Raw genomic sequence first — 22,021 nt, 5'->3', positions numbered from 1 at the left:
TCACTCCGGAGCATCCATCATGTATCCCATGCCGCGGGCGGTATGAATCAGCTTGAGATCGAAATCGTCATCGATTTTTGCGCGTAGCCGGCGTACCGCAACCTCAATAACATTGGTGTCGCTGTCGAAATTCATGTCCCAAACCTGAGAGGCAATCAGCGACTTCGGGAGCACCTCGCCGCGCCGGCGCAGTAGCAGTTCCAGCAGTGAAAACTCCTTCGCGGTCAGGTCAATTCGTTTACCGCCGCGGATGGCGCGACGCTTCATCAGATCGACTTCCAAATCGGCAATTTTCATCGTTGTTTGCGTGGGTGAGCCATTGCCTCTACGCAGCAGCGTTCTGACCCTGGCCAGAAGTTCAGAGAAAGCAAATGGCTTGATCAGGTAGTCGTCCGCGCCCAGCTCCAACCCTTTAACGCGGTCCTCCACACCATCGCGTGCCGTCAAGAACAATACGGGGACGTCTTTTCCTGCGGCGCGCACCATGCGCAGCACTTCCCACCCGTCCAGCCCAGGCATCATCACATCCAGGATCAGGAGGTCATAGGACTCACTCAGAGTGTGCTGTAGAGCATCTGTACCGGTCATAACCCGGTCGACATTGAAGCCCGCTTCACTGAGGCCTTGCTGCAGGTATGCACCGGTTTTGGGTTCATCTTCAGCTACCAGTAGTTTCATGCGAGCAGACTCCAAATATCGGGTGGCCTGAGTTTGCAGGCAAACCGCGGCCCCAACCAGAAGCTTACGAAAATGTAATTCTGGCTTCAGCTCGCTGACAGGGTGGCTTGTCTAAGGTGCAAGCATGAGTACTAGGTTGTGCTCTCGGCCCTCGACAGACCAAAAGCAGAGGTGCCGGCCATAGTTTGCACTGATGGAGACTGTCCCATGAAATCGCTGAAACCTTTGCTTCTGGTTGGCTCGCTACTGCTCTCTTCTATGGCTTGGGCCGAGGGGGGCAGCGACCGTGTATTCGAGCGCATCCAGCAGATGCGCGACAAAGCAGAAGTCGTGCTGAACCAGGCGGAGAAGGCCCCGGTCGGCGAGCGGCATGTGCACATGAAGGCGCATATGAACATGCTCGAAGACATCATGAGCCAGCTGCACAACGAGCATCCCGCGCCGAACATGTCTGCCGAAGAGCATCTGGCCTGGATGGAAAAGCATGACAAGTTGGTAGACGACGTGCTGGGTCAAATGATTCGAGAGCACAAGTTGATGATGGCCGATAAGGAATGCCATCAGTAAAGATTTCCCCCATCTTCCAGGCCTTTCGTGATTGCTCCTTTGGCCTAGCGGCGCCTTTGTGGCGCCGTGCTTTTTCCCAGCTGACGCAATTGTAGTTCTGGGGTCAGCGGCCTGGCAGCAAGCGGGGAATAGCATGAGATTTCCAGCACCCATCGCGAGGTCTCACCATGAAACGCTTACCCCTTAAACTGCTGATCAGCACTCTGTTCATCAGCACCACCTTTCCGGCATTTGCCGAGGTCGGCGGCAGTAGCAATGGCATTGGGCAGCAGGCCCAGGCGACGCCAGCGACTCGTACCATCTTGGTAAAGATGGACGACATCAACTACAGCCAGAAAACGATCGATGTGAAGCCAGGTGAAACCGTGCGCTTCGTTCTGAAGAACGAGGGCGCGTTGATGCACGAGTTCAACATCGGGCAGGCAGCGTCCCAGCTGGAGCACCAGCGCAAGATGGCGTCCTTGTTCAAGGACGGCACACTGACCCCGACCGGCATGGCCGAGCGCATTGTCTGGCATGAGCGTTATGGCACGGGAGACTCCAACCCACCAGGCTATCCGGAAGTCATCAAAGCCAAGCATGACGACCCGAACGCGGTTCTCGTCGAGCCCGGCACAACTAAAGAGTTCGTGTGGACCTTCCCTCAGGCGGGCAGTTTGAGCTTCGCCTGTACATTGCCTGGGCATTACCAGGCGGGAATGGTCGGTGAGTTTGCTCTGCGTTAGTCCGGCACCGGTGCTACCCGTTGGCCGCGGGCTGGGTAGCACCGATCTGACGAACCTTACTGCGATGTAGTTTTCGCGTCAGCGTACCGCCAGTTGCACCTCATTAGCATCGGGACTCATCCCTCCTCAACACCTCAGAGGCACACCATGAAACTCAGACCCGCTTTCATAATCACCACCCTTGGTTTACTGCTCAGTGCTGCCAATGCGCTGGCCAGCCCGGGCCACAAGAAAGACAGTATCGGGCAACCGGGAGACAGTCAGGCAGTAGATCGCACCATCGAAGTCCGAATGGGGGACATCTTCTTTGAACCCAAGGCAATGGAAATCAAGGCGGGCGAGACGGTTCGCTTCGTACTGCTGAACGAGGGAGCCCTGCTGCACGAGTTCAACCTTGGCAAAGCGGCATCCCATGCTGCGCATCAGAAAGAGATGGCTGCGATGTTTCAGAACGGCACGCTGTCCCCGACTGCAGCGCATGACATGAGCAAAATGGACCACGCCATGGGCGGCATGAAGATGGTCGGCATGGAGCACGACGATCCCAACAGCGTTCTGGTCGAGCCAGGTGCACGCGAAGAGCTGATCTGGACCTTCTCCGACGCTACTGATCTGGAGTTCGCCTGCAATGTTCCTGGACATTATCAGTCGGGAATGGTCGGTAAGGTGACCGTACGCTGAACTCCATTGATACGCGTCAACTCTGCCTGGCTAGAGCAACCTATGCTGATTCTATGGTCATTGAACCGAGGCTATTGTCATGGATCACACGCACCACACTGGCACTACGGAACCACCTTTTTGGAAGAGCAAGATTGGCATCGCACTGATCATGCTGGCCGTAATCGGCATCTTCTATGTCGCGCGCGAGCATTACGGTCATCTTTCGCAGGCTTTGCCATACCTCATCCTGCTGCTATGCCCGCTGATGCATCTGTTTGGCCACAATCATGGCGGGCACTCCCACTCCAGCGGAGCCGCAGTTTCCAAGGACGAGGATAGGAAGTAACTCGAATGCAAAAGACCTCCTGCCATCATGACCAGGGCCATGCACATCACTCGCACGGCCATCCAGAGAGCCCACGCGATCCGGTGTGTGGCATGGAGGTCAAATCTGATAGTCCTTACCAGGAGAACTTTGAGGGAAGGGCCTATCGGTTCTGCAGTACAAAATGCCAGGAGAAGTTCCAGGCAGCCCCTCATCAGTACATGAGCCATCAATCGCATGCCGGGCACCACCAGCATGCCGCTCCGCCAGAGTACTCAACTCAGGCAGGACTGGGGGCTGAATACACCTGCCCGATGCATCCCGAGATTCGCCAACCGAGCCCTGGCAACTGCCCGATCTGTGGGATGACGCTCGAACCCGTCATTCCAGAGCTGGAGGACGAAGAAAATCCGGAGCTGAAAGACTTTTCGCGACGGTTCTGGTGGACCCTGCCATTGACCGTCATCGTGACCGTGCTGGCGATGGCTGGTCATTCCTTGCAGCTGTTCCATGGAACATCCCAGAACTGGGTTGAGCTGGTTCTGGCAACGCCCGTGACGCTTTGGGGTGGCTGGGTATTTTTCACTCGCGGAATAGACTCCATCCGGCAACGCAGCCCTAATATGTGGACCCTGATCGGATTAGGAACTGCAGCCGCCTACCTCTACAGCGTGGCAGCCACCCTGGTGCCGCAGTGGTTCCCGGCGGCCTTCGTTCAGGATGGACGCATCGGCGTCTACTTCGAGGCCGCCGCGGTGATCATCTCGCTCACGCTGTTGGGCCAGATGCTCGAACTCAAAGCCCGCTCGCAGACCTCTGCCGCCATTAAGTCACTGCTGGGATTGGCCCCCAAGACTGCCCGGCGCATCAGGCCTGACGGCCAGGAAGAAGATATTCCGCTGACCCACGTCCATCAGGGTGACCACTTGCGTGTTCGGCCGGGCGAAAAAGTCCCGGTGGATGGCACCGTGCTGGAGGGCGAGAGCGCTGTCGACGAGTCGATGCTCACCGGCGAGCCGGTGCCCGTCACCAAGCGGGCAGGGGATACCCTCATCGGTGCCACCCTGAACACCCACGGCAGCCTGGTGATGGAAGCGCAGAAGGTGGGCGCCGAAACCATGTTGTCGCAGATCGTCCAGATGGTGGCTAAGGCCCAGCGTTCCAAGGCGCCCATGCAGCGTATGGCCGATGCCGTGGCAGGGTATTTCGTGGTGGGGGTGATCCTGATCGCGATCCTGACATTTTTTGGCTGGGGGGTGTTCGGGCCGGAATCAGGTTGGGTATTTGGCCTGATCAACGCTGTGGCCGTACTGATCATTGCCTGCCCATGCGCCCTGGGCTTGGCAACGCCGATGTCGGTCATGGTCGCGACCGGCAAGGCCGCCAGCAGCGGTGTGTTGTTCCGCGATGCCAGCGCTATCGAGAACCTCTGCAAAATCGACACCTTGATCGTCGACAAGACCGGGACACTGACGCAGGGGCGGCCGGCCTTTCATAGTGCAGAGGGAACCGGGCCGTTCGACTCGGTCGAGGTTCTGCGCTTGGCCGCAAGCCTGGACCAGGGCAGCGAGCATCCGCTGGCGCATGCCATTGTCGATCATGCGCGTGAACAGGGTCTTGCCCTGGTGAAACCGGAGACCTTCGAATCTGGCTCAGGTATTGGTGTACGCGGACAGGTCGATGGCCATCAACTGCAGCTTGGGAACACAGCGTTGATGGAGGAGGCGGGCGTCGATATTACTCCGCTGCGTAACCGTGCAGAGCAACTGCGCCTGGAGGGCATCAGCATCATCTATCTGGCCGTCGATGGTCGCCTGGCGGGTCTCCTGGCCGTTTCCGATCCAATCAAACCGACCTCCCAACAGGCTGTTGCTCAACTCCAGAACGCTGACGTGAAGGTCATCATGGCCACTGGCGATGGCCTCACCACAGCAAGAGCCGTGGCGAAGCAGTTAGGCATCGAGGAGGTGCATGGCGAGGTGAAACCGCAGGACAAGGAGAAATTAGTCGCCGAACTGCAGAGCTATGGCCGGCGTGTTGCCATGGCGGGCGACGGCATCAACGATGCGCCGGCCTTGGCCAGGGCCGACGTAGGCATCGCTATGGGCACGGGCACCGACGTGGCGATGAACAGCGCCCAAGTGACCCTGGTCAAGGGAGACCTGATGGGCATCCTGCGGGCGCGCACCTTGTCGGTGGCCACGGTGAAGAACATGAGGCAGAACCTTGCCTTTGCATTCCTCTACAACGCGATGGGAATCCCGCTAGCGGCCGGGCTGCTGTATCCGCTGACAGGACATCTTCTGTCGCCCTTGATCGCTGCGCTGGCGATGAGTGTCAGCTCCGCGTCCGTGGTGTTTAACGCCTTACGGCTGCGGCAGTCACGGATCGATTAGACCTTGCGGTAGCTAACATCGTTTGCCTCGGTCGACGAAGGGCAAGCTGACGCCATTTCATCGTAGGGGCATTCCCCATCGCCCACGACATAGCAATCTAAGAGCCTCGCCATCAGGCGAGGCTCCTCTTGGGGCTAGCTCAGAGTATCGGCAGGCTGTAGCTGACGATCAGGCGGTTCTCGTCCTGGTCGGCGGCGCTGGTGTTGCCACGCAGGCTGGCGTTACGCCAGGAGAAACCGAGGCCTTTGAGGGCACCGTCCTGAAGCACGTAGTCGAGGCGGAAGTCGCGTTCCCATTCCTTCTTCTCGCCGTCGGCCGAATCGATGTTGTCGCCGGATAGATAGGTGACAGTGGCCTTCAGACCTGGTACGCCGGCCTTGGTGAAGTCGTAGCCGTACTCGGCCAGCCAGGTGCGCTCGCCGGCACTGGCGAACTTGCCGATCTGCCGGTCGGTGATCAGGTAGGCGGTGGCGCCGTCGCCCTGGTTCAGGTAGGGGAAGTTGCTGTCGCCGGAGACTTCCTGGTAGCCGGCGCTCAGCCCGTGGCCGCCGAGGCTGTAGGTGAACAGGGCGCTCCAGGTGTCGTTGTCCACTTCGCCCTTGGTGATCGCCTTGCCGGCCGCGTTCAGACCGTAGTAGCCAGTGCTGGCATAGCCTTTGGCCACCCCGGCGGCGCTGTCGTTCTTGCCGTCGGCGTCGCTCTTGAAGTAGCGCAGGTCGGATTTCAGCGCGCCCGGGCCGATGGCCAGGCTGTGGGTCAGGCCGAGGAAGTGCTGGCGGTAGAACTCGTTCAGCTCGCCGTAGTAGTACTGCGCCAGCAGGTCCTTGCCGATCTTGTAGTCGCCACCGGCGTAGTAGAACTTGTTGCTGAACTGGCCGGTCTTGGCGTTGTTGGCTCCGGAGATGGACAGGCCTTCGTTGTTGCTCGAACTGCGCCCCTTGGCGTGTTCCAGCTGGCCGCCGACCAGGGTCAGGTTGTCGATCTCGGCTGAAGTGATCTGGCCACCCTCGAAGGTCTGCGGTAGCAGGCGACCGTCGCTGAAGGTGACCACCGGCAGCTTGGGCTGCAGGGTACCGATGCGTGCCTCGGTCTTCGACAGACGCACCTTGCCGGTCAGCCCCAGGCTGCCGAAGTTGTCCACCGCGCGACCGTTCTCGTCGGTGGGGAACACGGTGCCGCCGTATTTGCTGGAGTCGGGGTTGTAATGGCGACCCTTGCCGGAATCCAGCTTGACGCCGAGCAGGCCGAGAGCGTCGACGCCGAAGCCGACGGTCCCCTCGGTGTAGCCGGAGATGTAGTTGAACTGGAAGCCCTGACCCCATTCTTCCTGGGTGGCGCCGTCCGCGTTGCGGGTGTCCTGGTTGATGTAGAAATTGCGCAGGCCGAGGCTGGCCTTGCTGTCTTCGATGAAGCCGGCGGCGTATACATGCTGGCTCAAAAGTCCCAGTGCTAGGGAGGCACTTATTTTTTTCATGGTGATGCTCCGGGGTAAAGGCGGCTCAGCCGTATGTGAGATCACAGCGGCTAAGGCGATAGAAGTCAGCTCAGCTGTCTTCTCTGCTTTCCGATTCCGGCACGCACCAGGCTCGTTGGAGTTTCTGGCGCGCGAGGGAACAACAATCGGAAAACGGTGTAGTTGCCCGGCACGCTGGACACATCGACGGTGCCTTGGTGCAGGCTCATGATGGAGCGCACGATGGCCAATCCCAGGCCCGTGCCTCCCTCTGCTCGGGATCTACTGGTATCTACTCTGTAGAAGCGCTCGAACAGATGAGGAATGTGCTGGGCTGGGATACCAATCCCTGGATTGCCAACAGACAGCGAGACCGTCTCATGCTGCTTTTCAATCAGCAGCGAGATGCTGCTGTTGCGGGGGCTGTGACGTATGGCGTTCGACAAGAGGTTCGAGACGGCCCTTTGGATCATCAATCGATCACCGAAGGTGTGGCCTGCCCCACTGATGTCTATCGCAATCTGCTTTTCCTCGGCGGAGATAGAGAAGAGGTCTACAACTCGCCGTGCTTCGTCGTCTAAATCAATTCGCTCGAAAGGCACCAACGAAGCGGGGTGACTTACCTGAGCGAGGAAGAGCATGTCCGAGACAATGCGTGTCACGCGCCCAAGCTCCTCGGTACAGCATTCAAGGACCGCCTTGTACTCTTCTGGTGGACGCTCTCGTGAAAGCGTTACTTGAGCCTTACCCATCAGATTGCTGATGGGGGAACGTAGCTCGTGGGCCAGGTCGTCAGAAAACTGCGAGAGCTGTTGAACGCCACTGTCCAGGCGATGGAGCATGAAGTTGATGCCGTGTGCCAGCTCGCTTAGCTCTTGAGGCAGTCGATCTATTGGTATGCGATGGGTCAGGTCCTGAGTGGAAACCTGTGACGCTATTTTTCTGAACTGGCGCAGCGGTGACAATCCGCGTTGGACAATCCACCAAGCTCCAACGCCAATGAAGAGCAGAAGAAAAGGCAAGGCGATCATGGTGGATCGCAGGTACGCCGTTAGCAGTGCGTCGTCTGCAGAGCGATCTATAGAGAGCTGGATCGTGACTTCATTGCCATCTTTCAAGCGCACATGCTTCGAGGCCGTCAGAAAACTGTGCTTGGTGCTATCCAGCCATTCGTGGAAGAAAACGCCCACGGCGCCTTCAGAATGCAGTTTCGGAGCGTTCGACCTGTTGCTAACGCTCAGCAGCTTCTTCCCTTCAGGCCCTCGCTCATAGATGGCAAGTTGTAGGTTGTCGTGGCCTACAACAAGGTCGAGCAGTCCATGCGGTTGCTTGGCGATGTCGGCACTCGATATCGAATCTTCTTTGAGTCGGTGCTGGATCTGCTCAAGCTTGCCGTTCAGGCTGCTTCGGGCCAGCGAGGCCAGCTCGTGCGTCAGCGAGAAGTAAGCAAGGGCGGCCAGGAGCACCACCAATGCGGCTCCCATCAGGGCGACAGATAGCCCTAATCGCATGGAGAGGCTGGCAGGTTTCATTCCCGCTCCTCGAGTACATAACCAACCCCTCTGAGGGTATGGATGAGCTTCCTTTCAAAGGCGTCATCGATTTTGGCGCGCAAGCGGCGGATGGAGACTTCGACCACATTGGTGTCGCAATCGAAGTTCATGTCCCACACCAACGAAATGATCTGAGTGCGTGAAAGCACCTCACCCGAACGCCTCATCAACAAGTGCAGCAGCGCAAACTCTTTGGTCGTCAGGTCTATCCGTTGCTCACCGCGGAAGGCTCGATGTCTGGCAGGGTCCAGCTCTAGGTCTGCTACACGTAGAGTTTCTGGTGCCGGAGCCTGCTCGCTGCGACGCAGAAGGGTGCGAACTCGGGCCAGCAGCTCAGGAAACTCAAAGGGCTTCACCAAGTAGTCATCCGCACCTAGGTCCAGGCCCTTGATCTTGTCTGCCAGCCTTCCTCTGGCGGTGAGCATCATGACCCTTGTGTTGTTATCACGGCGAAGGTTTTCTAATACGCCCCAGCCATCTATCTCTGGAAGGTTTACATCCAGAATGACCAAGTCGTAAGTGTGTTGGCGCACAAGATGAAGACCATCTAATCCAGTAGAGGCCTTGTCGACTACATAGCCACTCTCGGTCAGTCCTTGATGCAGATATTCGGCAGTTTTGGGCTCGTCCTCGATAACTAGGATTCGCATATTAAATTTACCCAGGCAGGCGGCATATTGTTGTTTATTGGGCCGCGTAAAGTTTCATAAATTAATAATGACGTGGCATGAAGAGGCTTTTAGCGCACGATAGGAGTAGACAATCCTAAAGCCTGTAGCGGCTACAGGGTCAATGCGCAAGCCTTGCTGTGACTGGCATTGCGACAAGCTGTCACATTTAGCGAGTATTTCAGGCAGATTTCCCTGGTGGGGTTACTGATTTCCCTAAAGGTTCCTTCGCTGACGCTATATTTGTATCAGCATGTAACTTCACAGGACTCTCTGATGGGGGCATCTTAATACAGCGAAATAGCCTGTAGGCCTTGATTACATATTTGTAATTTTCCAGTCACCTTGGCGATATGAACTGATATCTAAATTCTGCGGCTAACTCATTTCCTGTCTTCATCAGCTGACCGCTACTGCCGGGTCGAGCCGTTTTAGTCAGGGATGATCATTGGTTGCGGAGGATTAACCCTTGCTCTCTTGCGATGGTGGTGTTGCAGGTTTTTATCGGAAGTTGCTTCCGGTGTTACTGGTGTCCCTATGGGTGGTTGGCCGGCCAGCAGTCGCTGCGTCCTCGGAGCTGTCGCTGGCTGAAGCATTGCGCCAGGCGCAAGACAACAGTCCGACTCTCTCGGCTGCGAGCCGATTGGTAGACATCTCTTTGGGCGAGCGGCAGCAAGCCGGCCTGCTGCCAAACCCAGAGCTGTCATGGGAGGTGGAAGACACCCGCAGCAACACGCGGACCACTACCACCCAGATTACGCAGCCGATTGAGCTTGGGGGAAAGCGAGGGGCACGCATCGAGCTAGCGGAGAAGGGGCAGAGTGCGGCATCGGTCGAGCTAGAGCGCAGCCAGAATGAGCTGCGCGCCGATGTCATCCAGTCGTTCTACGACAACCTGCAAGCAAGGATGCGCGTCGAGCTGGCGGAGCAATCTCTCGCGCTGGCTGAGCGAGGAGTTCAGGGGGCCGAGGGGCGAGTCAAGGCGGGCAAGGTTTCACCAGTTGAGCTAACTCGGGCCCAGGTGCAGCTCTCTGAGGTCCGACTTGAGCTACGTCGAGCTCAACGGGATCAGGCTAGAGCCCATTCTCGACTGCAGGCTGTCATCGGTGGCAACGCAGACATCAGGGTTGTTGGGAGTGCGACCAGCATCCCAGAACCGCCAACAGTCAATCAGCTGTGGTCTGCCTTGGAGACAACCGCAGAAATGCGCCTAGCCCGGCTGTCTGTGGATCAGCAAGAGGCTTCATTCGAGCTGGAAAAGACCCAGCGCATTCCAGACCTGAATGTGAGCCTGGGCAGCCAATACAGCGCTGAAGATCGGGAGCGAGTCAACGTAGTTGGCCTATCGATGCCGATCCCTCTCTTCAATCGTAACCAGGGCAACATTCTCTCCGCTGCACGTCGCGCCGACCAAGCCCGCGACCTGCGCAACGCGACCGAGCTACGCCTCAGGGCAGATGTAGAGCAAGCCATGGATCAGTGGGTCGTTGCGAAGGAGGAGATCAACTCGTTCGACCAGACGATTCTCCCATCGGCCAAGAGCGCTGTTGATAGCGCTACCCGCGGATTTGAGATGGGCAAATTCGCTTTTCTCGATGTGCTGGATGCTCAGCGCACGTTGATTGGTGCCCGCACGCAGTATGTCGACGCCCTGGCCTCAGCCACCGCGGCATGGGTGCAGTTAGAGCGCGTGTATGGCGATGTATCAGCCATCCCCGCTGCACGTTGAGCCGCCGAGTTCCTACCGACCGTCTTGGTGACCCGCATCTGGAGTGCGGGTCGCTGCATTTCCTTTAGGAGTTGCTTATGAGCAAAAAATTACCCCTCGTACTCGCGATCATTGCGGGCATAGGGCTTATTGGTGGCGGAGTAACCCTCATGAATGAGGAGAAAGGCCATGAATCGGATGAGCACGCCGAGACAAGCAGCCATCAGGACACAGAGCACCATGGCGAAGAAGCAAAGCAGGGTCACGGCGATGCTGATGAACATGGAGATACCGAGCATCACTCTCGCGGTCCAAACGGAGGAACGCTGTTCAGTCAGGACAACTTCAGTGCCGAGCTAGTTGCGCCAGAGAGTCAGGATGGAAGTGCTCCCATGTCGCTGTATCTAGCACAGGAAGGGCAGCAGATTGTGCCCGGGGAGAATACCCGGGTGTCCATGGAGGTCAGACGTCCTTCAGGTGAAGTGAATACGCTCCGATTCGAGCCCAAGGGCGATGCCTTTGTCAGTGCCATGGGTATCGCCGAGCCGCACTACTTCGAGGCTCGCATTCTGATTGAGCGAGAAGGAAGGGCCTATCGTTTCAGCTACGCCAAAGAGGAGGGACTCATCGAGCTCAGCAACGAGCAAATCGATGCCGCCGGAATCCAGTTGGTGAAGGCTACTGCCGGAGCTATGAGCACTACCATCAGCCTTCCCGGTGAGATTCGCTTCGATGAGGACCATACGGCTCACGTGGTTCCTCGAACTGCTGGTGTCGTGGAAAGCGTCCAGGTCAACCTGGGAGAGTCAGTTAAGAAGGGGCAACTCCTGGCTGTTATCGCAAGCCAGCAAATATCAGATCAGCGTAGTGAGTTTGCTGCGGCCCAGCGCAGGGTCGAACTGGCCCGCACAACCTTTGAGCGAGAGCAGCAACTGTGGAAGGAGATGATTTCTGCAGAACAGGATTACCTGCAGGCCCGCCAGGCGCTACAGGAGGCAGAAATTGCTCTCAGCAATGCTCGTCAGAAAATGGGAGCCCTGGGCGAAAACGTTGCTCTTGCGGGGGGGAACCGCTACGAGCTAAGGGCCCCGTTCGATGGCATCGTGGTGGAAAAGCACCTAGTGCTTGGCGAGGTTGTGAACGAGGCGAGCAACGCCTTCACCATTTCAGATCTCGGCCGTGTCTGGGCAACCTTCAGTGTTGCACCGCGGGACTTGGGCAAGGTCCAGGTCGGCAAGCCGGTCAAGATCAGTGCCCCGGAGCTGGAGGCTGAGGTTGTAGGCAACGTTTCGTACGTGGGTAACTTGCTTGGCGAGCAGACACGCACGGCGACTGCCCGCGCCACTCTCGAAAATCCAAATGGCGCATGGCGCCCAGGCCTCTTCGTATCCGTCGCGTTGTCAGCCGACTCCCGCCAGGCCAACGTCACCGTTCCAGTCCAGGCAATTCAGACCATCGAAGAGAAACCCACGGTTTTCGTTCGCGTGGACGATGGATTCGTGGCGCTTCCCGTGGTGCTAGGCGCCCGTAGCGAAGGGGCTGTGGAAATTACCCAAGGCTTGGCCGCCGGAGCGCAGGTAGCGACAGAAGGGAGCTTCATCCTCAAGTCCGAGCTGGGCAAAGGCTCCGCCGACCACGCCCACTGACCTGCCATTGACGGGAAATTCGTATGTTCGAACGCATAATTCAGTTCGCTATCGAGCAGCGCATCATCGTGATGCTTGCCGTACTGGCGATGGCTGGCTTAGGTATTGCCAGCTACCAGAAGCTCCCCATAGACGCTGTCCCTGATATCACCAACGTTCAGGTACAGATCAATACCGCAGCAGCAGGCTTCTCACCTCTAGAAACCGAGCAGCGCATTACCTTTCCGATCGAGACGGCCATGGCCGGCTTACCGCACCTCAAACAGACCAGGTCGCTATCGCGCTCTGGTTTGTCGCAGGTGACCGTAATCTTCGAAGACGGCACGGATCTCTACTTTGCCCGCCAGCTCGTCAATGAGCGCCTGCAGGTTGCCCGCGAACAACTGCCAGAAGGAGCAGAGGCAATCATGGGCCCAATCTCGACAGGATTGGGTGAGATCTTCTTGTGGACGGTCGAGGCTAGAGAGGGGGCGTTGAAGGAGGACGGCACGCCATACACGCCCACCGACCTGCGGGTAATCCAGGATTGGATCATCAAACCTCAGCTGCGCAATGTTCCAGGCGTGGCCGAGATCAACACCATCGGTGGCTTCGCGAAGGAATACCAGATCGCCCCGGACCCCAAGCGTTTGGCCGCTTATAAGCTCACCTTGGGAGACCTGGTCACTGCGCTTGAACGCAACAATGCCAACGTTGGTGCCGGTTATATCGAGCGCAGTGGCGAGCAGCTGCTGATTCGGGCTCCCGGTCAGGTCGCCACTGCAGCGGACATCGCCAACATTGTCATTAGCAACGTCGACGGGACCTCCATTCGGGTCAGCCATATTGCGGATGTGCAGATTGGCCGAGAGTTGCGTACTGGCGCTGCCACCGAGAACGGTCGCGAAGTTGTGCTCGGCACGGTGTTCATGCTCATTGGCGAGAACAGCCGCAGCGTCTCGCAGGCAGTTGCCGCCAAGCTGGAGCAAATCAATCGATCGCTCCCTGATGGGGTAGTAGCCATCGCGGTCTACGACCGAACCGATCTGGTGGACAAGGCCATCGCCACGGTTAAGAAAAACCTCATCGAGGGCGCGATCCTGGTAATCGCCATCCTCTTCCTGTTCCTCGGCAATATTCGTGCAGCGATCATCACCGCGATGGTGATCCCGCTGTCGATGCTCTTCACCTTCACTGGCATGTTCACCTACAAGGTGAGCGCTAACCTGATGAGCCTCGGTGCTTTGGACTTCGGCATCATCGTTGACGGCGCGGTGGTCATTGTCGAGAACGCCATTCGCCGGTTGGCTCATGCACAACAGCACCATGGCCGGATGCTTACCCGCTCCGAACGCTTGCATGAAGTGTTTGCCGCCTCACGAGAGGCGCGCAGAGCCCTGATCTTCGGCCAACTGATCATCATGGTGGTCTACCTTCCGATCTTTGCGCTGACAGGGGTTGAAGGGAAGATGTTCCACCCCATGGCGTTCACTGTGGTGATTGCTCTGTTGGGAGCGATGATTCTTTCCGTGACCTTCGTTCCAGCTGCGATTGCGCTCTTCATCACCGGCAAGGTCAAAGAGGAAGAGAACTTCGTTATGCGTGCCGCCCGCAAAGGCTACGAGCCGGTACTGGGCTGGGTCATGGGCAACCGAACCGCAGTATTTACCGGTGCAGTTACCTTGGTGGTGTTGTCCGGTGTATTGGCAGGTCGCATGGGCAGCGAGTTCATCCCTAGCCTCAGCGAGGGGGACTTTGCTTTGCAGGCGTTGCGGGTACCAGGAACTAGCCTGACGCAGTCGGTGGAGATGCAGGCGCGCTTGGAAAAGAGACTGGTAGAGAAAGTGCCGGAGATCGAGAGGGTATTTGCCCGGACCGGTACCGCTGAGATCGCCTCTGACCCAATGCCGCCGAATATCTCGGATGCCTACGTCATGCTCAAGCCCAAGGACCAGTGGCCTGATCCGGACAAGTCGCGAGAAGAGTTGATAGCTGACCTGCAGCGTGTGAGTGCGGAAGTTCCAGGTAGCAACTACGAGCTTTCTCAACCCATCCAGTTGCGCTTCAACGAGCTGATTTCAGGTGTGCGCAGTGACGTCGCGGTGAAGGTGTTTGGTGACGATATGGGTGTGCTCAACAGCACTGCTGCTGAGATTGCGGAAACCTTGGAGAAAGTAGAGGGCGCTTCCGAGGTAAAGGTGGAGCAAACCACTGGGCTGCCCGTGCTGACCATCAACATTGATCGTGACAAGGCTGCTCGCTTTGGCCTGAACGTAGGCGATGTTCAAGACACTATCGCTTTCGCGGTGGGAGGCCAGCGTGCAGGCACCTTGTTCGATGGCGACCGCCGCTTTGACATGGTGGTGCGGCTCTCGGATCGGCTGCGTACGGATATCGAGGGCCTTTCCCGCCTGCTGATTCCTGTTCCTGCGCTATCAGGCGGAGCGGCAGAACAGATATCGTTCATCTCACTATCTGAAGTCGCCAGCCTCGACCTGGTACTTGGCCCCAACCAAGTCAGCCGTGAGAACGGTAAACGCCTGGTGGTGGTCAGTGCCAACGTGCGGGGACGGGATATCGGATCCTTTGTTCAAGAGGCCAGCGATCGCCTGCTGCAGGATGTGAAGGTTCCGGCTGGATATTGGACCACCTGGGGTGGCCAGTTTGAGCAGCTGCAGTCAGCAGCCAAGCGGCTTCAGATCGTAGTCCCGGTCGCTCTGCTCTTGGTCTTCACCTTGCTATTCATGATGTTCAATAACGTCAAGGATGGCCTAGTGGTGTTCACAGGCATTCCCTTCGCGTTGACTGGTGGTGTACTCGCCCTTTGGCTGCGAGATATTCCCCTGTCCATCTCGGCTGGCGTCGGCTTCATTGCCTTGTCGGGCGTCGCGGTTCTGAACGGCTTGGTGATGATTTCCTTTATCCGTAATCTGCGCGAGGAAGGAAAGACGCTGCACGAGGCAATCATTGAAGGCGCTCTGACTCGCTTGCGGCCGGTCTTGATGACAGCGTTGGTGGCGTCGCTGGGTTTTGTGCCAATGGCGCTGGCGACAGGTACCGGGGCCGAAGTGCAGCGACCTCTGGCATCAGTCGTCATCGGAGGGATCCTATCCTCCACGACCCTCACGCTCTTGGTACTGCCGGTGCTATATCAGTGGGTACACCGGCGGGATGAGGAAGAGGATGCTGAGTCGTCGGAAACCGATGGAGATGTAGCCTTGCACAAGGGCTGACGTTACTCGAATGAACCAGGTGGTCCGTACCCCGGAGGGTATCGGACCACCACATGGTCAACTCACTTTTGCTTTCGCAATCTCATCGAGAGCCATTTTGCGCAGGACTCCTGGGCCGAACTTCTGCAGCAGCTAGCCGTTCAAGAGCGCGGGCGCACCTGAAACACAGATCCCCGATACAGCCTGCAATCGGCTTCGAGCGTGTCATCGATGTCAGATGAGCTCGTCTCAGCCGTGGTCTGCTCCACATCTAGACCCGCTGCAACCGCCCAAATCTTTAGTCTTCTCGCATCGGATCGTCAAACCAATCAGGTTGGGCTGCCCAGGAAGATTCAAACATTTCTGGGTATGCATCTGCCCCATCTATTGCATCCAGCGCAAGGCGTAATCCGTCAGGTAGCGCAGCACATCAGCCTCCGCTTGCCCTTGGCTGGCATATCCATGCTCCGGCAACCATTCCGTTTTCAGGCTTCTGAAAAACGCTCCATCGGCGCGTTATCCCAGCAGTTACCGCGGCGGCTCATGCACTGCTTGATACGGTAGCGCCAGAGCATCTGGCGAAATTCAATGCTGGTGTAGTGGCAACCCTGGTCAGAGTGAAACATTAGCTGCTGCGGGCAACCTCGGGACTCGTAGGCCACGCGTAACGCGCGTGTCGTGAGCTGCGAGTCAGGTCGATTGGGCAGTGCCCAACCGACGATGCGGCGCGCATACAAATCCATGACTGCTGCCAGGTAGATCCAACGATTACCCGCCCAGATGTATGTCACATCACCGCACCACACTTGGTTGGGGCTGCTCACTGTGAACTGCCGATCCAGTGTGTTGGCCGCAATGGCACCTTCACCATCGGCCTTGCGGTGGCGATGCTTGCGACATTGCCAGCTGTATAGCCTGGCTTCTTTCATCAGGCGTCCAGCCAGAAAGTGACCAACCTGCACACCCTGTATTCGCAGCGCTGCCGATAATGTTCTGGCTCCTGCGGAACCACGACTTTGGGCGAAGCTTAACGCCTTATCGGGGTGTCCAGAATCATTGAGCCACAACAGGGATAAAAAAGCGCCCTAGGAAGGGCGCAAAGTGTACACATCTTTCCAAAGGAGCTCGTGGAGCCTTTAGAGGTGAACTCGGCAGGGAAAAGGCTATCAGCGTTCGTTTGCTGTATTTTTATCTTGGGCTGTATCTTTCTTAGTGCTGCTATTTTTCTGGCTTTCTGCTTGTGCCGCCTGGTTGTCTTTTTCGTAAATCTTTTTCTGATTCTCTTTGAATCGCTTTACCATTTCGTGACGGTTATGGCTATCACCTCGCGCAAGCACGGGAGCTGTAACGCTGAGGGCAAGAATTCCAATAAGTGCTGCATGTGCAATCTTCATAAGCTGGGTCTCTCTCAGTTGGTGATGAGCTATTGGGTTTCGCTCTTTGAACACGCCTAAATCTTAGAAAGATGAAACTAACCGGAGCGTGAGCTCAAAATTAAAATGTTGACATCCAGGACTATAAAGAAGGGGCAGATCTGGCTGAACCTACAACTGACCCTCAAGTAAGTGCAGGAGCTCTCATGGTCGCGCGCCATGATGACAAAGAAATGCATAAAAAAGCGCCCTTAAAGGGCGCTTAGGGTACACCTCTTTCCAAAGGAGCTCGTGGAGCTTCTAGAGGTGGACTCGGTAGGGGAAAAACAATCAGTCTTCGTTGGTTGTGTTGTTGCTTTTGGCGGCGTCTTCTTCAGTAACTCCACTTTTCTGGCTTTCTACTTGAAATGCCTTGTTGTCTTTCCCGTGAATTTTTTCTTGGTTTTCCCGAAATTTTTTCACCGCTTCCAAAGAGCGGCCGTAGCCATCTTCTGCAAGTGCAGAAGTAGCAGTACCGAGTGCGAGAATTCCAATAAGTGCAATATTTGCGATCTTCATAAATCAGGCCTCGTTCAGTTTGTAATGAGCTATTTGCTTGCGCTCTGTGAAGATGCCTAGATTTTACGAAAATGAAGCTAACGGCAGCATGAGCTCAAAATTACAATATTGACATGCAGCGCTAGAGAGAGCGGGCAAGTAGTTACCCGCTCCACTTTCTAGTCAGAGCACTTCCAGTGGGTACTCGACAATCAGGCGAACTTCATCCAGATCGGACTCGTAGTCGGTCGCACGAGTGGTCATCTGGCGAACGCGGAAGGACATATCCTTCAGCGAGCCAGACTGAACTACGTACTTCGCTTCGATGTTTCGCTCCCAGCGCTTCTGATCGGTCAGCGGGTTGCCGTTTTCATCACGACGCATGTACACGTTGTTCGCATCGGAGTAGTCGGCGTCGGTACCGAAGGCGTAGCGGGTCATGAAGCTCAGGCCAGGGACACCGAAGGTGGCCATGTCGAGATCGTAGCGAAGCATCCAGGAACGCTCATTCGGGGAGTTGAAGTCGCTGTACTGGATCGAGTTATCGAGGAAGATCGAGTCAGACTGACGCAGATAGTCGAAGTCATCGTCGCCGTTGTTGCGCTGATGAGACAACGCCAGGGAGTGGGCACCGAACTTCACACCGACCTTGCCGCTGTAGATGTCGTTGTCGAACTCGCCCAGCAGCTTCTGCCCCTGGTCAACGGCTTTGTAGTAGTTCAGGCCGCCGAACAACGAGACGCTCTCAGAAAGCGGGTGGCTCCAGGACATGCCGGCATAGTGCTGATTCCAGGCATCTTCCAGGCGGCTGGTGTAAAGGCTAAACGCCAGGTTGTCATTCAGGGTGTAGTCGCCGCCAAAGTAGGCCGCCCAAGGTGCATCCACGCCGCCGGCGTAGAAGGTGGCGAAGTCTTCGCTCATGCCACTCTGCTGCGGTTGGCTCATCGCATGAACTCGACCACCCTGCAGGGTCAGACCATCAACGCTGTTATTGACGACGGTGACACCCTTGAAGGTTTCCGGAAGGAGGCGAGAGTCACCATAGTGAAGAACCGGGGTCATCGGGAACACATCGCCGGCCTTAATGACCGTATCGAAGAGCTGAGCTTTTACAGCTCCGCCCAGCTTGGAGTACTCGTCTTCCGCTTCCCCATCGCTGTTCACGGGAAGCAGGTTGATGCTGCCGCCAGGGCCAAAGCGACCATCACCGGTATCCAGTTTGATGCCCAGCATGGCGAACGCGTCGATACCCACCCCGACGGTTCCCTCGGTAAAGCCGGACTCAAAGTTCACCATGACGCCATGCGCCCATGCTTCGGAATAGCCATTTCCAGTTGAGCTGGACTGACCATCTCGGAAGTCACGGTTCATGTAGAAATTTCGATTGAGGATATTAAGGCTGCTTCCTTCAACGAAACCCTCGCCTTTTGTTTCCTCAGCAGTGGCCACCATGGGGCTGATTCCAATGATTGCCGAAAATACTGCAAGAGATAATTTGGTCTTGCTCATTAATTGCTCCTTTATTCTTGGCAGAATTGGATATTTGCCATGACTGTTCTTGTAGGTATTGAGCCCCGGTGCGAGAGCAGCCAGAGGCGGTCGCACCTATCGTTGCAAGCCGTAGATAACTTGAAGATGATTGGAAAATTACAATTTTGTAATCTTCGAAAAGATGAGGGATGGGCTGCTTAATTTGACATTTTTTGCACAAACGACACCCAGCGGCGCACTCGAATGGTGCGCAGAGTCGAGGGAGTCAGTTCTGGTTTAGTTACCGTTTGCGAGGAGCTGCTGCAGATCTTCTGGGACGGTCATGGGGAGGAATGCGCTAACTCGTGCACGCCCAGTATTGCCAATGGGGACCCAGATGCGTGAGAAAAGTAGTGCAGCCACTATGCGAGGTATTTGCCCAAGGACCTCCCGATAGTTCTTGGTCTGCAGGCCTAGGCGTAGCATCAGCCAATGTGACTTTGCATGCAGGTAGGGATGCCGTTGAGTCAGGATGTGGGCGCGCTCTAACCACTCAAATGCTCTACCAGGCTGCTTCAGCCGCAGGTTCGTATCGGCTTGCGCAAAGGCCTCTGCAATTGCTGATTTCAGTTGAGATTGCATGGCTACCTCCCATTATTGTCTGAGCAGCCTCAGGCCGTTAAACACCACGAGCAGGCTGACGCCCATGTCAGCGAAGACAGCCATCCACATAGTGGCGCCTCCTGTGATGGTTATGCCCAGGAAGATAGCCTTGATGCCAAGTGCCAGGGCGATGTTCTGCTTGAGGATGGCAGCAGTACTACGAGATAGACGGACGAACGTAGCGACCTTGCGCAAGTCGTCATCCATCAGTGCAACGTCCGCGGTTTCTATCGCCGTGTCGGTCCCTGCGCTACCCATGGCAAAGCCAATCTGAGCTTTTGCCAGCGCTGGGGCATCGTTAATTCCGTCTCCCACCATGCCAACCGTTAAACCTTGGGCCTGCATTTCAGCGATGACTGTGAGCTTGTCTGCCGGCAACAGGTTGCCACGAGCCTCATCAATACCCACCTGCTGGGCTATCGCCAGGGCTGTGTGCTCGTTATCGCCACTGAGCATACATGTCTTTACCCCAAGCTCGTGGAGCTGCCGCATGGCATCGGCACTGGTCTCTTTCACGGTGTCTGCGACTGCGAATAGAACAAGGGGCTGTTGGCCGTCGCACAGGATGACGACGGTCTTACCCTGACGCTCCAGCCGCTCCAGCGTAAGCTCCAGCTCCTTAGAACAGAGCCCCAGCTCCTCAACCAGACGATGGTTGCCTAGATACAACAGTTGGCCTTTCACACGGCCTTTGACTCCCCGTCCAGGAAGCGCTTCAAACTCCTTGACGTCCAGTAGCGACACATCGTTATCCATCGCATGTCGAGCGAGTGCTTTTGATACCGGGTGATCAGAGCGAGCAGCTAGGCTAGCGGCACTGACACGATGCATTTCGATATCTGTTTCTTTGAGCGGCAGGAAGTCTGTCTGAACCGGCCTCCCTTGAGTGATGGTTCCAGTCTTGTCGAGTGCAAGCAGTGCCAGATCTTTGCCGCTCTCCAGATAGACCCCACCTTTGATGAGGATGCCTTTGCGAGCCGCCGCTGCCAGGCCGCTGACGATGGTAACGGGAGTGGAAATGACCAGCGCGCATGGGCACGCGACGACCAGCAATACCAGCGCTCGATAGATCCACTCCTGCCATGCGCCACTCAGCAATAGCGGTGGGAGCAAGGCGACCCCTAGGGACACCAAGAACACGGCGGGGGTGTAGATCTGAGAAAAGCGGTCAACGAAACGTTGGGTCGGCGCCCGAGAGCCCTGAGCCTCCTCCACCGCATGAATGATCCGAGCCAGGGTAGTGTTGGTAGACGCTGCTGTTACCCTGAACTCCAACGACCCTGCCTCGTTTATCGTGCCCGCAAAAACCTGATCTCCAATGCTCTTATCTACCGGCAAGCTCTCGCCGGTTATAGGTGCTTGATTGACGGTGGAGGTGCCTGCCGTCACCTCGCCATCCAAGCCAATTCGCTCACCTGGCCGTACCCGAACAACAGCGCCAAGTGCTACCGCCTTGATGTCCGCATCTAGCCAGGATCCATCCGCCTGCAAAACAGTGGCCCGCTCGGGGCTTAAGTCCATGAGTCCACGGATGGCGTTACGTGCACGCTCCAGTGAGCGCGCTTCAATAACCTCGGCTACCGCGAAGAGCACCATAACCATGGCCGCTTCGGGCCATTGGCCAATCAATACGGCACCGGTTACAGCAATGCTCATGAGGGCATTGATGTTCAGGTTGCGGTTCTTGAGCGCAATCCAGCCCTTCTTGTAGGTACCGAGCCCACTTAGCGCTATCCCCACTATTGCTAAGGCTGCAACCGCCCATTCGGGGGCCAACTGCCCAAAGTGGATTATTTCGGCTGAAACCGCAGCGATCCCCGCGATCGCCAGCGGCCACCAATGCTTCTTCTTCGTTGGGGTAGGTTCCTGGCGGTCGGCACTCTCCTCGACAACCGGTGAAAGCCCGAGCTCCTGGATGGCTGCCATGAGCTGAGGTAACAGCTCTGGAACATGGTCTACGACCAGAGTGCGTTGCAGCAGGTTGAACTGCAGATTGCTGATGCCTTTCTGGTTAGCGAGCTTGTCGCGAATGAGCTTCTCCTCAGTAGGACAGTCCATCTGCTCGATGCGAATTCGTGTTTGTACATGAGCGTCCGTGGGCTCGGCCTGCATACCCAGGGAGGCGATCACATCAATGATGGGGGTGACCGAAGGGAGACTGTGCTGTACCCCTAGAACGCGAGTCATCAAGTTAAAGTCGAGCTGGTGTATCCCGGCCAGCGAGCCAAGCTTGCTCTGAATCAGGCTCTGCTCTGTCGGACAGTCCATCGCCTGGATGTGGAAAGCGCTGAATGTCGTTCCTGGTGGCGCTGGCTCGCGCTTTTGGTCTTCAGGTTTATGATGATCCGAGTGGTCGTGACTGCAGCAACTGCTCATGGCGGGACCTCTTATCTAAGTCATTGCAG

18 protein-coding genes are annotated in these 22,021 nt (G+C 56.9%); 8 read left to right on the top strand and 10 right to left on the bottom strand.

What is annotated here, in order from left to right; translation table 11 throughout:
* Positions 1-678, bottom strand: coding sequence for a heavy metal response regulator transcription factor (locus BLS61_RS15620; protein ID WP_090432328.1), 678 nt, complete (start codon positions 676-678; stop codon positions 1-3).
* 207 nt (positions 679-885) lie between these two features.
* On the opposite strand from BLS61_RS15620, the gene BLS61_RS15615 reads away from it, so the two are divergent.
* The 5 genes from BLS61_RS15615 (at position 886) to BLS61_RS15595 (ending at position 5,354) form a co-directional block, all read left to right on the top strand.
* Positions 886-1,245, top strand: a complete 360-nt coding sequence (locus BLS61_RS15615; RefSeq protein ID WP_009686140.1) for a co-regulatory protein PtrA N-terminal domain-containing protein — start codon at positions 886-888, stop codon at positions 1,243-1,245.
* Positions 1,246-1,412: 167 nt separating this feature from the next.
* Positions 1,413-1,970: a cupredoxin domain-containing protein gene (locus BLS61_RS15610; RefSeq protein WP_021221949.1), complete on the top strand. Its 558-nt coding sequence runs from the start codon at positions 1,413-1,415 to the stop codon at positions 1,968-1,970.
* A gap of 147 nt (positions 1,971-2,117) precedes the next feature.
* Positions 2,118-2,651, top strand: a complete 534-nt coding sequence (locus tag BLS61_RS15605) for a cupredoxin domain-containing protein (RefSeq protein WP_021221948.1) — start codon at positions 2,118-2,120, stop codon at positions 2,649-2,651.
* 79 nt (positions 2,652-2,730) lie between these two features.
* Positions 2,731-2,979 carry a DUF2933 domain-containing protein gene (locus BLS61_RS15600; protein WP_009686142.1) on the top strand — a complete coding sequence of 83 codons (249 nt, stop codon included), beginning with the start codon at positions 2,731-2,733 and terminating at the stop codon, positions 2,977-2,979.
* A 5-nt stretch (positions 2,980-2,984) separates the two neighbouring features.
* Positions 2,985-5,354, top strand: coding sequence for a heavy metal translocating P-type ATPase (locus tag BLS61_RS15595; protein WP_090432326.1), 2,370 nt, complete (start codon positions 2,985-2,987; stop codon positions 5,352-5,354).
* A 139-nt stretch (positions 5,355-5,493) separates the two neighbouring features.
* Here BLS61_RS15595 and BLS61_RS15590 read toward each other — a convergent pair whose 3' ends face one another.
* From BLS61_RS15590 to BLS61_RS15580, 3 genes are all read right to left on the bottom strand, one after another.
* A complete protein-coding gene (locus BLS61_RS15590) occupies positions 5,494-6,828 on the bottom strand; it encodes an OprD family porin (protein ID WP_021703182.1) in 1,335 nt (444 codons plus the stop codon).
* Positions 6,829-6,893: 65 nt separating this feature from the next.
* On the bottom strand, positions 6,894-8,339 hold the full coding sequence (locus BLS61_RS15585; protein ID WP_090432324.1) for a heavy metal sensor histidine kinase: 1,446 nt from the start codon (positions 8,337-8,339) through the stop codon (positions 6,894-6,896).
* Positions 8,336-9,010, bottom strand: a complete 675-nt coding sequence (locus BLS61_RS15580) for a heavy metal response regulator transcription factor (protein ID WP_021703097.1) — start codon at positions 9,008-9,010, stop codon at positions 8,336-8,338. The genes BLS61_RS15585 and BLS61_RS15580 overlap by 4 nt, the downstream gene beginning before the upstream one ends.
* A gap of 538 nt (positions 9,011-9,548) precedes the next feature.
* Here BLS61_RS15580 and BLS61_RS15575 point away from each other — a divergent pair.
* The 3 genes from BLS61_RS15575 (at position 9,549) to BLS61_RS15560 (ending at position 15,594) form a co-directional block, all read left to right on the top strand.
* Positions 9,549-10,757: a TolC family protein gene (locus BLS61_RS15575; protein ID WP_228723613.1), complete on the top strand. Its 1,209-nt coding sequence runs from the start codon at positions 9,549-9,551 to the stop codon at positions 10,755-10,757.
* A gap of 77 nt (positions 10,758-10,834) precedes the next feature.
* Positions 10,835-12,382 carry an efflux RND transporter periplasmic adaptor subunit gene (locus tag BLS61_RS15565; protein ID WP_486598957.1) on the top strand — a complete coding sequence of 516 codons (1,548 nt, stop codon included), beginning with the start codon at positions 10,835-10,837 and terminating at the stop codon, positions 12,380-12,382.
* A gap of 23 nt (positions 12,383-12,405) precedes the next feature.
* Positions 12,406-15,594: a CusA/CzcA family heavy metal efflux RND transporter gene (locus tag BLS61_RS15560; RefSeq protein WP_021703093.1), complete on the top strand. Its 3,189-nt coding sequence runs from the start codon at positions 12,406-12,408 to the stop codon at positions 15,592-15,594.
* A 464-nt stretch (positions 15,595-16,058) separates the two neighbouring features.
* On the opposite strand, the gene BLS61_RS15555 is transcribed toward BLS61_RS15560, so the two are convergent.
* The 6 genes from BLS61_RS15555 to BLS61_RS15535 form a co-directional block, all read right to left on the bottom strand.
* Entirely contained in the window at positions 16,059-16,640 is a 582-nt protein-coding gene (locus BLS61_RS15555; protein ID WP_021703092.1) for an IS3 family transposase, read from the bottom strand.
* 99 nt (positions 16,641-16,739) lie between these two features.
* Positions 16,740-16,967 (bottom strand): hypothetical protein, encoded by a 228-nt coding sequence (locus tag BLS61_RS23490; RefSeq protein ID WP_021703091.1) that lies wholly within the window; start codon positions 16,965-16,967, stop codon positions 16,740-16,742.
* Positions 16,968-17,276: 309 nt separating this feature from the next.
* A complete protein-coding gene (locus BLS61_RS23485; protein WP_021703090.1) occupies positions 17,277-17,504 on the bottom strand; it encodes a hypothetical protein in 228 nt (75 codons plus the stop codon).
* A gap of 162 nt (positions 17,505-17,666) precedes the next feature.
* Positions 17,667-18,935 carry an OprD family porin gene (locus BLS61_RS15545; protein ID WP_052520214.1) on the bottom strand — a complete coding sequence of 423 codons (1,269 nt, stop codon included), beginning with the start codon at positions 18,933-18,935 and terminating at the stop codon, positions 17,667-17,669.
* Between the two features lie 315 nt (positions 18,936-19,250).
* Positions 19,251-19,595: a DUF3703 domain-containing protein gene (locus tag BLS61_RS15540; protein WP_021703088.1), complete on the bottom strand. Its 345-nt coding sequence runs from the start codon at positions 19,593-19,595 to the stop codon at positions 19,251-19,253.
* Positions 19,596-19,607: 12 nt separating this feature from the next.
* Positions 19,608-21,884 (bottom strand): heavy metal translocating P-type ATPase, encoded by a 2,277-nt coding sequence (locus tag BLS61_RS15535; RefSeq protein WP_043217286.1) that lies wholly within the window; start codon positions 21,882-21,884, stop codon positions 19,608-19,610.
* Positions 21,885-22,021: the final 137 nt, after the last annotated feature.

It is taken from the genome of Ectopseudomonas guguanensis (assembly GCF_900104265.1).
GTDB lineage: Bacteria > Pseudomonadota > Gammaproteobacteria > Pseudomonadales > Pseudomonadaceae > Aquipseudomonas > Aquipseudomonas guguanensis.
The sequence above is the reverse complement of the archived record's forward strand: the minus strand, read 5'-3'. Positions and strand labels throughout refer to the sequence as shown.

Bases quoted from the DNA above. Each gene is read 5' to 3' on its own strand.
- BLS61_RS15540 (WP_021703088.1), bottom strand. From the start codon at position 19,595: ATGCAATCTCAACTGAAATCAGCAATTGCAGAGGCCTTTGCGCAAGCC.
- BLS61_RS15615 (WP_009686140.1), top strand. From the start codon at position 886: ATGAAATCGCTGAAACCTTTGCTTCTGGTTGGCTCGCTACTGCTCTCT.
- BLS61_RS15610 (WP_021221949.1), top strand. From the start codon at position 1,413: ATGAAACGCTTACCCCTTAAACTGCTGATCAGCACTCTGTTCATCAGC.
- BLS61_RS15560 (WP_021703093.1), top strand. From the start codon at position 12,406: ATGTTCGAACGCATAATTCAGTTCGCTATCGAGCAGCGCATCATCGTG.
- BLS61_RS23485 (WP_021703090.1), bottom strand. From the start codon at position 17,504: ATGAAGATCGCAAATATTGCACTTATTGGAATTCTCGCACTCGGTACT.
- BLS61_RS15595 (WP_090432326.1), top strand. From the start codon at position 2,985: ATGCAAAAGACCTCCTGCCATCATGACCAGGGCCATGCACATCACTCG.
- BLS61_RS15565 (WP_486598957.1), top strand. From the start codon at position 10,835: ATGAGCAAAAAATTACCCCTCGTACTCGCGATCATTGCGGGCATAGGG.
- BLS61_RS15535 (WP_043217286.1), bottom strand. From the start codon at position 21,884: ATGGACTGTCCGACAGAGCAGAGCCTGATTCAGAGCAAGCTTGGCTCG.
- BLS61_RS15545 (WP_052520214.1), bottom strand. From the start codon at position 18,935: ATGGTGGCCACTGCTGAGGAAACAAAAGGCGAGGGTTTCGTTGAAGGA.
- BLS61_RS23490 (WP_021703091.1), bottom strand. From the start codon at position 16,967: ATGAAGATTGCACATGCAGCACTTATTGGAATTCTTGCCCTCAGCGTT.
- BLS61_RS15620 (WP_090432328.1), bottom strand. From the start codon at position 678: ATGAAACTACTGGTAGCTGAAGATGAACCCAAAACCGGTGCATACCTG.
- BLS61_RS15605 (WP_021221948.1), top strand. From the start codon at position 2,118: ATGAAACTCAGACCCGCTTTCATAATCACCACCCTTGGTTTACTGCTC.
- BLS61_RS15590 (WP_021703182.1), bottom strand. From the start codon at position 6,828: ATGAAAAAAATAAGTGCCTCCCTAGCACTGGGACTTTTGAGCCAGCAT.
- BLS61_RS15600 (WP_009686142.1), top strand. From the start codon at position 2,731: ATGGATCACACGCACCACACTGGCACTACGGAACCACCTTTTTGGAAG.
- BLS61_RS15580 (WP_021703097.1), bottom strand. From the start codon at position 9,010: ATGCGAATCCTAGTTATCGAGGACGAGCCCAAAACTGCCGAATATCTG.
- BLS61_RS15585 (WP_090432324.1), bottom strand. From the start codon at position 8,339: ATGAAACCTGCCAGCCTCTCCATGCGATTAGGGCTATCTGTCGCCCTG.